Annotated in this window: 13 protein-coding genes and 2 pseudogenes; 10 read left to right on the top strand and 5 right to left on the bottom strand. The window is 68.3% G+C overall.

Going from position 1 to position 11,700, the window contains the following annotated elements; translation table 11 throughout:
• On the bottom strand, window positions 1–83 hold an 83-nt coding region (locus AC27LF_RS24420; RefSeq protein ID WP_479658510.1), incomplete at its 3' end, for a hypothetical protein.
• A 28-nt stretch (window positions 84–111) separates the two neighbouring features.
• Window positions 112–353: pseudogene (locus tag AC27LF_RS24415) on the bottom strand (transposase); the annotation flags it as partial.
• Window positions 354–668: 315 nt separating this feature from the next.
• On the opposite strand from AC27LF_RS24415, the gene AC27LF_RS24410 reads away from it, so the two are divergent.
• The 8 genes from AC27LF_RS24410 (at window position 669) to AC27LF_RS24375 (ending at window position 8,086) form a co-directional block, all read left to right on the top strand.
• Window positions 669–1,916: a sugar ABC transporter substrate-binding protein gene (locus AC27LF_RS24410; protein ID WP_479658503.1), complete on the top strand. Its 1,248-nt coding sequence runs from the start codon at window positions 669–671 to the stop codon at window positions 1,914–1,916.
• A gap of 36 nt (window positions 1,917–1,952) precedes the next feature.
• A complete protein-coding gene (locus AC27LF_RS24405) occupies window positions 1,953–2,930 on the top strand; it encodes a carbohydrate ABC transporter permease (protein ID WP_479658502.1) in 978 nt (325 codons plus the stop codon).
• Window positions 2,927–3,784 carry a carbohydrate ABC transporter permease gene (locus AC27LF_RS24400; RefSeq protein ID WP_479658501.1) on the top strand — a complete coding sequence of 286 codons (858 nt, stop codon included), beginning with the start codon at window positions 2,927–2,929 and terminating at the stop codon, window positions 3,782–3,784. Before AC27LF_RS24405 ends, AC27LF_RS24400 begins: the two co-directional genes overlap by 4 nt.
• A gap of 47 nt (window positions 3,785–3,831) precedes the next feature.
• The gene (locus AC27LF_RS24395; RefSeq protein ID WP_479658500.1) at window positions 3,832–5,034 is read left to right on the top strand and encodes a glycoside hydrolase family 1 protein; all 1,203 of its coding nucleotides are present in this window, start codon (window positions 3,832–3,834) and stop codon (window positions 5,032–5,034) included.
• A 239-nt stretch (window positions 5,035–5,273) separates the two neighbouring features.
• Complete coding sequence (locus AC27LF_RS24390) at window positions 5,274–6,683, top strand: glucoamylase family protein (RefSeq protein ID WP_479658499.1); 1,410 nt, start codon at window positions 5,274–5,276, stop codon at window positions 6,681–6,683.
• A 352-nt stretch (window positions 6,684–7,035) separates the two neighbouring features.
• Complete coding sequence (locus tag AC27LF_RS24385; RefSeq protein WP_479658498.1) at window positions 7,036–7,392, top strand: hypothetical protein; 357 nt, start codon at window positions 7,036–7,038, stop codon at window positions 7,390–7,392.
• Between the two features lie 29 nt (window positions 7,393–7,421).
• A complete protein-coding gene (locus AC27LF_RS24380) occupies window positions 7,422–7,766 on the top strand; it encodes a DUF6247 family protein (RefSeq protein WP_479658497.1) in 345 nt (114 codons plus the stop codon).
• Window positions 7,763–8,086: a hypothetical protein gene (locus AC27LF_RS24375; protein ID WP_479658496.1), complete on the top strand. Its 324-nt coding sequence runs from the start codon at window positions 7,763–7,765 to the stop codon at window positions 8,084–8,086. Before AC27LF_RS24380 ends, AC27LF_RS24375 begins: the two co-directional genes overlap by 4 nt.
• Window positions 8,087–8,197: 111 nt before the next feature.
• Here the strand turns inward: AC27LF_RS24375 and AC27LF_RS24370 are convergent, their stop codons facing one another.
• Complete coding sequence (locus AC27LF_RS24370; RefSeq protein WP_479658495.1) at window positions 8,198–8,944, bottom strand: SDR family NAD(P)-dependent oxidoreductase; 747 nt, start codon at window positions 8,942–8,944, stop codon at window positions 8,198–8,200.
• A gap of 132 nt (window positions 8,945–9,076) precedes the next feature.
• On the opposite strand from AC27LF_RS24370, the pseudogene AC27LF_RS24365 reads away from it, so the two are divergent.
• Window positions 9,077–9,229, top strand: a pseudogene (locus AC27LF_RS24365) (TetR/AcrR family transcriptional regulator); the annotation flags it as partial.
• A 149-nt stretch (window positions 9,230–9,378) separates the two neighbouring features.
• On the top strand, window positions 9,379–9,741 hold the full coding sequence (locus AC27LF_RS24360) for a WHG domain-containing protein (RefSeq protein ID WP_479658494.1): 363 nt from the start codon (window positions 9,379–9,381) through the stop codon (window positions 9,739–9,741).
• 135 nt (window positions 9,742–9,876) lie between these two features.
• Here AC27LF_RS24360 and AC27LF_RS24355 read toward each other — a convergent pair whose 3' ends face one another.
• Both AC27LF_RS24355 and AC27LF_RS24350 read right to left on the bottom strand, forming a co-directional pair.
• Window positions 9,877–10,959 (bottom strand): amidohydrolase family protein, encoded by a 1,083-nt coding sequence (locus AC27LF_RS24355; protein WP_479658493.1) that lies wholly within the window; start codon window positions 10,957–10,959, stop codon window positions 9,877–9,879.
• A gap of 14 nt (window positions 10,960–10,973) precedes the next feature.
• Window positions 10,974–11,618, bottom strand: a complete 645-nt coding sequence (locus AC27LF_RS24350) for an SMP-30/gluconolactonase/LRE family protein (protein WP_479658509.1) — start codon at window positions 11,616–11,618, stop codon at window positions 10,974–10,976.
• Between the last annotated feature and the right edge of the window lie 82 nt (window positions 11,619–11,700).

The following is an 11,700-nucleotide window of genomic DNA, read 5'->3' as shown; positions in this document are numbered from 1 at the left end:
GACGTCTCCACCCGTCCGGCGGCGACGACACGGCGTCCTTCGAAGAGGACGTTGCGGGCTGCGTTGTGGTCGCGGTCGAGCACGGAGTGGCACTCGCCGCACGTCCACTGCCAGGCGTGGCCAGACGCCGGCCTCGGTCCAGTCCCGCAACCGGCGCCGGGCCATCACCCCGAAGCAGCCCACCGCCTCCGCGGGGATGTCACGCCACGCGACACGTACATGACGCCGGCGAGTGCCGCTCGGTCGGGAACACGACGCCGCCCAGAGCAGCGACGGCGCCGCTCTGGAACAGGTGGCGGCAGCGGGGCCACCCGCCGCTGCCGCAGGTCGTCAGCAACAAGATCAGCACGCACCCCGGACACCCTGCCGACCAAGACCGTCCAGCCCAAGACCCCCAGCTCAGCTCATTCTGAAACGATCAGTTGGGCCAGGAGGACGGCCGCCGTAGAGCGATTCGCCCAGGCACACGCACGCCTGGCGGAGTGTTTCGTCCAGGGTCGACCCGCACCCGTGCGCACACGCGACACATGCACAACCCCTTGATGTCACCCCTGTTACGAGAGTGTGACCAAGCCCCCTCTTGCTACATCAGTCGGGTTCCCACAGAGTGATGTATGCGCTTACAGACAACGCATACATCACATGTTCCGCTCAAGGAGGAGCCGTCCATGAACCGCCGAGCCACCACCACCGCGATCGCGGTCGCCCTGGCGTCCTCACTGGCCCTGACCGCCTGCGGCGGCTCCGGCGGCGAACAGGTCAAGGCCGACGCCAAGCAGACGCTGACCGTGTGGGCCATGGGCACCGAGGGCGAGAAGCTCGGTGACGTCGCGAAGGTGTACGAGAAGGCCCACCCGAACATCACGCTCAAGGTGACCCCGATCGGCTGGGACGTCGCCCACCAGAAGCTGGTCGCCGCCGCCGCCGCGAACAAGCTGCCCGACGTGATGCAGATGGGCAGCAGCTATGTGACCGAGTTCGCGGACATGGGCGCCCTGGAGCCGGTCGACACCGAGAGCTTCCAGGAGAAGGACTACTTCCCTGCGGGCTGGAGGCAGGGCCAGTACGACGGCAAGACGTACGGCGTGCCCTGGTACGTAGACACCCGCGTGCTCTTCTACCGCACCGACCTCGCCGAGAAGGCCGGTATCGACAAGCCCCCGGCCACCATGGCCGAGCTGCAGACGGCAGCGGAGAAGTACCAGAAGAAGGCCGGAACGAAGTACGGCCTCTCGATCCAGCCCGGCGGCCTCGACACGGTCCAGAGCTTCTACCAGTTCCTCTACTCTGCGGGCGGCGAGATCGTCACCCAGGACGGCAAGGCCGTCGCCAACAGCCCGAAGGCCGTCAAGGCCCTGGAGAACTACGGCACTTACTTCAACAAGGGCCTCGCCGAGAAGTCGGTCCGCCCCGGCTACGACGTGACGAAGGACTTCAACAACGGCTCCGTGCCGATGTTCTTCGGCGGTCCCTGGGTCATGGGCCTGATCGACGAGAACTACCCGGACCTGAAGGGCAAGTGGGCGGTCGCCAACGTACCCGCCGACGAGACCTCCGCCTCCATGGCGGGAGGCTCCGCCCTGACGATCTCCGCGGACAGCGAACACAAGGCCGCCGCCGAGGAGTTCATCAAGTACCTGACCGACGCCAAGGGCCAGGCCGACTGGTACCAGCGCACCAAGGACCTCCCGGCCAACGTGAACGCCTGGAAGTCGGGCGAGCTCGCCACCGACCCGAACATGAGGGTCTGGAAGACCCAGATGGAGTCGGCGAAGGTCTCCCCGGCCCAGCCGAAGTGGACCGAGATCACCTCGAAGATCGACTCCGCGATCGAGAAGGTCGTCCAGGGGAAGGCATCCGCGAAATCTGCGCTCGACGCCGCCAACAGGGAAATCGAAGGACTCGTCCAGAAGTAACCCCTTCTCCCACGCCAGAAGTCCGAAGGGCGCACCATGTCCATCACGACACCCACCCCCGCGCGGTCCGGAGCCGCGAAGGTCCCAGGCAGTGAGCCGGAAAGCGGCGGCAAGAGGCGGCGCGGAAGACGCCCGACGGGGAAGCAGAACCTGGCCGGCTGGCTGTTCTCCACCCCGTTCCTGGCGCTGTTCGCGGTCTTCATGCTCTTCCCGATCATCGCGACGCTCCTGATGAGCTTCACCGACTTCGGGCAGCGCAACGTCAGACGGCCGATGGAGGCGGAGTTCGTCGGCTTCGACAACTACGTCAAGCTGTTCGGCGACGACCAGTTCCTCAGAGCGCTGTTCAACACCGCGTACTTCGTCGTCGTCGGGGTGCCGCTGACCATCGGGCTCGGGCTGTTCGTCGCGATCCTGCTCAACAACGGCATCGACCGCGCCCGCACCTTCTTCCGCGTCGGCTTCTACGCACCGGTGGTCACCACGATCGTCGCGGTGGCCATCGTATGGCGGTTCGTACTCGACCCCTCGGACGGTCTGATCGCCGGACTGGGTGACGAACTCGGCTTCACAGCACCGGACTTCCTCGGCTCGGAGACATGGGCCATGCCGTCCCTGATCGCGATGGCGGTGTGGCGCAACCTCGGCACGGTGATGGTTCTGATGATCGCCGGTCTGCAGGCCATCCCCACCGAGGTCCGCGAGGCCGCCCGCCTCGACGGGGCGAGCGCCTGGCAGGAACTGCGCCGCATCACGGTGCCGCTGCTGCGTCCGACGCTGCTGTACGCCACCGTCATCACCACGATCGGCTACCTCAACGTCTTCGAAGAGCCGTTCGTGATGACCCAGGGCGGCCCGTCCGACGCCACGCTGACCGTGTCGCTGGACATGTACAAGCAGGGCTTCAGCTTCTTCAACATGGGCTACGCGAGCGCCATGGCATACGTCCTCTTCGTGGTGATCATGGGCATCACGGTGCTGCAGCTGCGACTGATGAAGGACAACACGAAATGAGCGCCGTCACCCCCACCCGCCGGCCTCACGGCCGGGCTCGCAAGCCCCTGCTCTACGTGGTCGCCTCGCTGGGCCTGCTGGTCACGGCCGCGCCCTTCCTGTGGATGGCGCTGAGCGCCTTCAAGACGAAGAAGGACCTCACTGCCAGTCCGCCGGTCTGGATTCCGTCCGAGTGGACGCTGCAGAATGTCCGGGATCTGCTCGACCAGCTGGACATGCCGCGCTACTTCATGAATTCGGTGATCGTCGCCGTGCTCGTGACCGTGTGCAACCTGCTGTTCTGCTCGATGCTCGGCTATGCCCTGGCCAAGCTGAACTTCACCGGCCGCTCGAAGGTCTTCGGAATCGTGCTCGCCGCTCTGATGGTGCCCGCGAACCTGATGGTCCTGCCGCTGTTCGTGCTCATCAACCAGCTGAATCTGCTGGACACTTACGCCGGTCTGGTACTGCCCTTCGCGGCGGGCGCCTTCGGTGTCTTCCTGATGCGGCAGTTCATGCAGACCATCCCGGACGAACTGCTCGAAGCGGCCCGGATGGACGGCGCCGGCGAGTGGTACATCTTCTGGCGGATCGTGCTTCCGCTGGTCAAACCGGCCCTCGCGACGCTGACGATCTTCACGTTCCTCGGGTCGTGGAACAACTTCATCTGGCCGCTCATCGCGACCAACGACCCGGACAAGTACACCCTCCCGGTGGCCCTCGCGACCTTCGCGAACGACCCCAACCGCACGGTCGGCGGCGGCAACGGAATGCTGATGGCGGGCTCGCTCCTCGTCGTCCTGCCCGTGCTCATCGTCTTCGCCGTTCTGCAGCGGCACTTCACCCAGGGCATCGCCACCGCAGGCATGAAGTGACCCGCCGAGGTCGCCCTCCCCACGTCCGTAGAAAGACAGGCAACACCATGACGCTCGCCCCTGCCCGCACGCCCTTCCCCGACGGCTTTCTGTGGGGCGCCTCCACCGCCGCCCACCAGATCGAGGGCAACAACGTCAACAGCGACTGGTGGCGCAAGGAGCACGACCCGGCAGCCGGCATCCAGGAGCCGAGCCTGGACGCCTGCGACAGCTACCACCGCTGGGCGGAGGACATGGAGCTGCTCGCCGAACTCGGCTTCTCCGACTACCGGTTCAGCATCGAGTGGGCGCGGATCGAGCCCGCCCGCGGCTACTTCTCGCGCGCCGAGATCGCCCACTACCGACGCATGGTCGAGGGAGCGCTCGCCCGCGGCCTGCGCCCGATGATCACGCTGCACCACTTCACGGTCCCGCAGTGGTTCGAGGACCTGGGCGGCTTCACCGCCGAGGGCGCCGTCGAGCTCTTCGCGCGGTACGTCGAGGAGTGCGCGCCGATCATCGCCGACGGCGTCAGCCACGTGTGCACCATCAACGAGCCGAACATGATCGCCGTGATGGCCGGTCTCGCCAAGCGCGGTGAGCAGGGCTTCCCACCCGCCGGACTGCCTTACCCCGACGAGGAGACGACGCACGCGGTCATCGCCGCGCACCACGCCGCGGTGAAGGTCGTGCGCTCCATCAACCCCGGGATTCAGGTGGGCTGGACGATCGCCAACCAGGTCTACCAGGCCGAGACCGGCGCCGAGGACGTCACGGCTGCCTACCGCCGCCCCCGCGAGGACACCTTCATCGAGGCGGCCCGCGGCGACGACTGGATCGGCGTGCAGTCCTACACCCGGACCAAGATCGGTGCGGACGGCCCGGTCCCGGCCCCGGCCGACGCCGAACGCACCCTGACGTCGTGGGAGTACTACCCCGAGGCCGTCGGCCACGCGATCCGGCACACCGCCGAACTCATCGGCCCCGGCACGCCGTTGATCGTCACCGAGAACGGCATCGCCACCGACGACGAGCAGCGTCGCATCGACTACTACGCGGGAGCACTCGACGCCGTCGCCGCCTGCATCGAGGACGGCATCGACGTCCGCGGCTACCTCGCCTGGAGCGCGCTCGACAACTACGAGTGGGGCACCTACAAGGCGACATTCGGGCTCATCGGCTGGGATCGCGAGACCTTCGCGCGCACGCCCAAGCCTGCCGCCCACTGGCTCGGCCGCCTTGGCCGGGAGAAGGCACTGCCGCGCCTCTGAGCCCTCGGCAGAAGACCCGTCACGGGGCCGGCTCCCTACCCGGTGGGCCGATCCGTGACGTACGGGACCGGGACTCCCGCCCCGCCGTCCCGGTCCCCCGGGCCTGCGAGACCTGACCCCGCAGGCCCGCGCCCGGGCGGGGCCGACACTCCTCTGCAAGGCGCCGGCCCCGCCCTGCCCACCCTCACGAGCACCACGAACTTCCCTTCCATACCTGCCCTTTCGGAAGAAGGACCTTCATGGACCGCCGTACGTTCCTCACCGCCGCCGGCGCCGGCGGCGCCGCCCTCGTACTCGGCTCGGCTCCGGCCGCGAACGCGGCTCCGACCGTCTCGGAAGCGTCGCTGCTGCGCACCTGGTTCCGCTCGACGTACCGCTCGATCGAGGCGATGACCACCGACCTCGGCCTCGTCACCGACAAGGTCGACGTCAGCGGCTCCGGCGCCCCGGTGCCGTCCGTGCAGACCTCGCCGACCAACATCGGCTGCGGGCTCTGGTCGACGGCCGCCGCCGGCGGGCTCGGGGTGATCGCCCGGGAGACGATGGAACACCGGCTCGCCAAGACCGTGGCCGCGGTGGAACAGCTGGAGCGGGCACATGGATTCTGGTTCAACTGGTACGACGCACATACCGGTTCGGTCCTGACGGCCTGGCCCGAGAACGGCAACCCCGTCCGCCCGTTCCTCTCCTCCGTCGACAACGCCTGGCTCGTCACCGGCCTGCGCATCGCCGCCGACGTCTCCCCCGCCCTGCGCCCGCGCGTCGCGAAGCTGCTCGCCGACGCCGACTGGTCGTACTACTACACGCCCTACGACCCGGCCGACCCGGTCGCCGGCCCCGGCCAGCTCCGCGGCGGCTTCTGGCCGGACAAGCCAGGCAAGGGCGAGCCGACCGGACACCACTACGGCGCCCTCAACACCGAACCACGGATGGCCAGTTACCTCGGCATCGCCGACGGCAGCCTGCCCACCGAGCACTACTGGCACATGTTCCGCACGCTGCTGCCCGGCATGGGCCAGGAGCAGGAACCCGAGGGTTCGTACGCCACCATCGACGGTGTCCGTGTCTGGCAGGGGCACTACACCTACCGCGGCCGCAAGCTGGTGCCCACCTGGGGCGGGTCGATGTTCGAGGCTCTGATGGTGCCGCTGTTCGTGCCGGAGCCCGAATGGTCGTCGCGCTCGTGGGGCCTCACGCACACCCGCTACGTCCGCAGCCAGATCGAGCACGGCATGCAGGAGGCGAACTACGGATACTGGGGCTTCTCCCCCGCCAACATCCCCGAGGGCGGCTACCGCGAATACGGCGTCGACGCCATCGGCATGCAGGAGGACGGCTACAACTCCCTCGGTGTCGTCACCCCGCACGCCTCCTTCCTCGCACTGCCGTACGCCCGCACGGAGGCTTTCGCGAACCTCAAGGCGCTCGACGCGGACTTCGGCGCGTACGACGACAGGTACGGCTTCCGGGACTCCGTGAACGTGACGACCGGACGGGTCAGCGACTTCGTGCTGGCCCTCGACCAGGGGATGATCGCGGCCGCCCTCGCCCAGCAACTGCGCCCCGGACTGCTGCAACACCCCTTCCGTACCGGCGGCTTCGCGTCACGGGTGCGCCCCCTCCTGACGAAGGAGCGCTTCTCCATCTGAGCGACTGCTCGGGCGCCACGGACGGGCGCCGCGACCGGCGTGCCGTGGGCGCCCCGGTCGCGGCACCTGGCTTCGTTCTGTACGACATCACCCGGCCGCCTCGTACAGCGTCACTCCGCCCAGCACCGACTGCGTCATCGCGGTGACACGCAGCGCATGCCGGCCCGACGAACTGTGCCTGCCCGCCACGCGAGAAGCCGACCTCCTTCGGTCTTCCGTCGCGACGCCGGACGGGTGCCCTGGTCACCGGAGCGGAAGAACCAAGGCCGTGAAAAATACTGTGGACTGTGAGACCACAGTATTGGAATCTACAGTGTTGCAAACCGTGGTCTGTGGTGCCATGCTGGGAGGCATGTCGGCGAAGCAGCACGAGGACAACCAGGACCCCGACGTGCAGAGGGTCCGCAATACCCGCGCCGAGATCACCCGCGTGGAAAAGCAGCTCGCCCAGCTCCGCGAACAACTGGAAGACGACGTTCGTGCCGCCGTCACCGCACCCGTCGGCGAAAAGCTCCCGTACGGACGGGTTGCCAGGCTTGCCCGCATGCTGGGCTACAAGGACTCCAGCATGATCTACACGCTGCGTGACAACAGCCTCGCCCGTGCCGGACAGCGGTTCACACAAAGCGCCGCCAAGGACAACAAGAGACCATCCGCGGAAAAGCCTGACGGCACTGCCCCGGGCCGAACGAGGCGAACCGCCGCCTGACCGACCGCCACGTAGGGGAACTGCCGTTCATGACTACCGCCACCCTCGGCTCCGGGGCCGTACCCCCCATGCCCGACAGGACACCAAAAGCGCTCCGCGCCGCCATCGCCCAACATGCGCCGCAACTTCTCGTCGACTTCGATCGACACTGGCGCCGTGACATCGCCGACGCTTACGATCTCGCGCCGGTCCCCGCGTTCATGGCCCGCTGGTGGGGCGAGTTCGCCCTCGCCCGCGACCCCCGACTGGAAGCGAAGGTGCACGGCCTGGAGGACGCGGCCGGCCGGGAACCTGACTACGCCCGCGCCAAGTCACTCATTGAAGAAGCCGGACGCATTCGACGCACGGCAGCGAAGGCAGAGCCCGGCCAGTGAGCGACGGTTTCATGGGGCCGCCCTGGCAAGCCGACTGGACCAAGAACGCCGAGGACAACAGAAACACGCTCCCCGAAGAGGCCCGGGTCTTGGTCGACGAAGCCCGCGCAGAACTCGTGACCGCCGCCGACCCGTACTTCCGTGGCATCGACAGCGACCGCGGCCTCCCAGGCGGAATGAGTGTCGAACCCGTGCAGTCCACCCGCCCCGGTGGCGAGCACATCATCTACTTCGATCACGGCCGGGGGTGGCTCCGGTACCACTTCACCCGCAGGCACACCGATCCTCAGATCGTGATCGATGAGTGTTTCTGGCAGTGAGCCAGCCACTCTGACCCTGGACCCATCCCCTGGTCCAAGCTCGGCTTGCCCTCGGTTTCAGCTCCGCTTACCGGGTCCGAAAGAGCGCGTCGTCCACGACCGCGATCGCTCTCATGCCCGTCGTCCGCCGTCGACCGACAGCGCGATCCCGGTGACGTAGGACGCCGCGTCCGAGCAGAGCCACACCGCCGCCGCCGCGGCCTCCTGCGGTGTGGCCATCCGGCCGAGCGGGGTGATGGCCTCCTGCATCGCGATCATGTCGGTGCCTGCCGCCACCCTCTCGAACCCAGGTGTGCGGGTCGGGCCGGGGCAGACGGCGTTGACGCGGATACCGTCCGGCGCGCAGTCGACGGCAGCGACCTTGGTGAGCCCGACGACGCCGTGCTTGGCGGCCACGTAGGCGGGGGCGTGCGGGATCGCGTACAGGCCGCCGTTGGAGGCGATGTCGACGATCGCGCCGCCACTCCGCAGAGCGGGCAGCTCGTACTTCATGCACAGGAAGGTTCCGGCCAGGTTGACGTGGACGACGCGCTCGCACTCGGCCAGGGTCGTCCGGTCGAGCTGCCGGTGGTGTGAGTCCAGGCCGGCGTTGTTCACCGCGAAGACGAGTCCGCCATAGGCAGGGACTGTGCGCTCGACGGCCGTCCGCACGGAGCTTTCGTCGCCGATGTCGACGGCGACGGCCAGTGCTTCCCCGCCGCCCTCCTTGATCATCCCGGTGATCTCGATCGCTGTCGTCTCGTCGATATCGGTGACGATGACGGTGGCGCCTTGCCGGGCCAGCTCGACCCCCGTCGCACGGCCGATTCCGCTGCCGGCACCCGTCACAAGTCCGATCTTGCCAGTGAAGTTACTCATGTTGACCTTTCGGAGAAGCCACTCATGCGGTGAGGTCACGCCGGTGCCCCGGCGGCACGGGGCCGTCGCACCAGCCTGCCGTCAGCTGACACCCGTTGCCGAACCGTTCACATAGGTCCGAAGGGGGCTACGGTGCCGTCTCAGGAGCCGCGCGCTCCCCGCCGCCGCAATCCGCGCGGGCAGGGGCAAGTACTCAAGACCCAGCTCGTCGACGCCGCAGCGCGACTGCTGGCCACCCTCGACCAGCCGGAGACACTGACACTGCGGCAGGTCGCACGTGAGGTCGGTGTGGCACCGGCCAGCATCTACGGCCACTTTCCGAACCTGAGCGCGCTCGTCCAGCACGTCCTGCGGCTCCGCTACCAGGAACTGGCCCGGCTGATGGACGAGGCCGCACGATCCGCCCCCGACCCGCTGACCGACCTCGTCGCCCGATGCGCGGCCTATGTGCACTGGGGAGCCGACCAATCCGGTCACTACCGCACCCTCTTCGGCGGACGCAGCCGGCTGACCTCGTCCCCGGCGCCGCCCACGGCGCCGGCGCGGAACTGCTCGACGCCGTCGTCACCTCCCTGGCGGCCGCCACCGACCCGACCCGGACGCGGACCACACCCGAACAGCAGTGGAAAGCCGGACTCCTGCTCTGGACCGCGCTGCACGGCCTGGTCAGCCTCCACAACGACCACGGGGCCATCCCCTGGCCTCCCCTGAACATCCTGCTCGCCGACCTGATCAGCCTGCACACCGGCCGACAGGCGGCCGAGATCGCCGCACTCCTGCCACAGGACGCGACCTAACCCAGGCGGCCCGCCACACGCCCGGTCGAGTCCGAGCCGCGTCCGTCACCGGGCGCCCGCCCTGACATCGGGAGGGGTCTCGTGCACGGCACGCCACAAGGGCGATGACGTGCGTGCTTCGCCACATCACGGTGGTCAGATGCCGAGCACGCGCCTGGCATTGAGGTGGGCGATCTTCTCCCTCACCTGGGGCGGGAGGCCGGACTTCTCGATGGAGGCGACCGCGTCGGCGGTGACCTCGTACGGGTAGTCGATCGCGAACATCACGGCGTCGGCCCCGACGGTCAATACGGCGGCCCGCACGGCCTCCGGAGCCAGTACCCCACTCGTGGTGATCAGGATGTTGCTCCCGAAGTACTGCGACGGCATCCGCTCCAGCGGTACGTCGACGTGGAGCGAGCGATAGCGCGAGTCGAAGAGGGAGCGCTGGAACGGCAGAAACTCGCCGAGGTGCCCGAGAATCAGGGGTGCGGCAGGGTGCCGGTCGAAGACCCCGGCATAGATCAGCCGCATGGCGTGGCCGCCGGTTTCGGCCTGCCAGCTCCAGCCGGCCCCGTACATCTCGGGCCGTCCACGCATCACGTGCCAGTCGTCGAGGGGCAGTGAGCCGGGGTGGAGGTACAACGGCACATGCAGCTCTTCCAGCGCGCTCCACAGCTCCTCGTACACGGGATCGTCCAGGTAACGGCCCTGCGTGTGGTCATTGACCAACGCTCCTTTGAACCCGAGTGGCGTGACGCAGCGTTCGAGTTCGGTCACGGCGGCGGGGTCCTGCAAGGGAAGGGCGGCGAACCCTTGAAGACGTGTGATGTCTCCCACGACGACGGTCGCCACCAGGGTCGGCAACGCGCCGCGCAGGGCTTGTACGTCGGCGCGGCGGTCGACGCGCTTTCCGCCGTGGAGGCAGCCGGTCACGGTGATCAGAACGGTCGGCTGAAGTTGCGCGAATCGCGCTTCGGCCGCAGCGGCGGTGTGGTCCTGGCCGCAGACCGCCCAGGTCGCGCCGAGGGCGGCGGTGGCGAGGAAGGCCACGACGGCCTCCACGCCGTTGGGAAGGTATCCGACCACCCGGTCACCGCAACGCACGCCGAGTTCGGTGAGCGCCTGCGCGAGTGAGGCGACCTGGCGGCGCAGTTCGTGCCAGGTGACGGCGACCGGGCCGGTGTCCTCGGTCACCGTGATGACGGCGGTGTCGGTACCGGTCCGGTCACGGAACACTTCTGCGGAGTAGTTCAGCGTCCCAGCGGAAGTCCTTGGGTGTCGGCGAGGGTGACGAAGAGCCGGTTCCCGCCGTCGCCGCAGCACGTGATCGGCAGCCGCGTCCCGGTGTCGACCGAGGCGACCAACTCGTTCTCCCGAACCAGGGCGACGGCGTGCCCGATCGGGGTCGCCGCCCAGACACTGTTGCGTGCCGGCCAGATCCCGTCCGGCCGGGCGTCGCCACCGGCCAGGCTGGCGAGGTCGGCGTAGACGCGCCGGTCCCTGAGCGACCCGTCGGTCTCGACGGTGAAGGCGGTCAGCCGTTGCCGGGTGGTCTCGGCGACGACCAGGGTGCGGCCGTCGCCGACGAAGGCCAGTCCGTTGGGGAACTCGATATCCTCGGCTGCCACTTGTACCGATCCGCCCGCGGCGACGCGAAGCAGCCGGCCTGGTCGCGGCGGCTCACCGGCGTGTGCGGCGAAGGCGACGTCGTCCACGTAGAGGTTGCCGTGCGGGTCGCCGACCATGTCGCCGGGCGGGCCGGTGGCCACCGTGCTCAGGTCCGCGTAGGTGGCGAACCGCTCACCGGTCCACACTCCGATTCGCTGCTCATGCATCATGGCCCCGATCAGCCGGCCGTCCGGCAGGAACCACAGTCCGTTGCAGATCGCGTCCAGGGGGATGCCCCGCCAGGGACCGTCGTGATCGGTCCATAGTTTCCCCCTGTGTGTCGGACAGCCACAGTGCGCCGTCCTGCCA

The organism is Streptomyces diversicolor (assembly GCF_057537855.1).
Note: the sequence above shows the minus strand (reverse complement) of the source record. Positions and strands in the feature narration are given on the sequence as shown.

Excerpts from the sequence above, each read along its gene's own strand:
- AC27LF_RS24380 (WP_479658497.1), top strand. The coding sequence starts at position 7,422 with ATGACTACCGCCACCCTCGGCTCCGGGGCCGTACCCCCCATGCCCGAC.
- AC27LF_RS24395 (WP_479658500.1), top strand. The coding sequence starts at position 3,832 with ATGACGCTCGCCCCTGCCCGCACGCCCTTCCCCGACGGCTTTCTGTGG.
- AC27LF_RS24400 (WP_479658501.1), top strand. The coding sequence starts at position 2,927 with ATGAGCGCCGTCACCCCCACCCGCCGGCCTCACGGCCGGGCTCGCAAG.
- AC27LF_RS24410 (WP_479658503.1), top strand. The coding sequence starts at position 669 with ATGAACCGCCGAGCCACCACCACCGCGATCGCGGTCGCCCTGGCGTCC.
- AC27LF_RS24385 (WP_479658498.1), top strand. The coding sequence starts at position 7,036 with ATGTCGGCGAAGCAGCACGAGGACAACCAGGACCCCGACGTGCAGAGG.
- AC27LF_RS24370 (WP_479658495.1), bottom strand. The coding sequence starts at position 8,944 with ATGAGTAACTTCACTGGCAAGATCGGACTTGTGACGGGTGCCGGCAGC.
- AC27LF_RS24390 (WP_479658499.1), top strand. The coding sequence starts at position 5,274 with ATGGACCGCCGTACGTTCCTCACCGCCGCCGGCGCCGGCGGCGCCGCC.
- AC27LF_RS24405 (WP_479658502.1), top strand. The coding sequence starts at position 1,953 with ATGTCCATCACGACACCCACCCCCGCGCGGTCCGGAGCCGCGAAGGTC.
- AC27LF_RS24360 (WP_479658494.1), top strand. The coding sequence starts at position 9,379 with ATGCGCGGCCTATGTGCACTGGGGAGCCGACCAATCCGGTCACTACCG.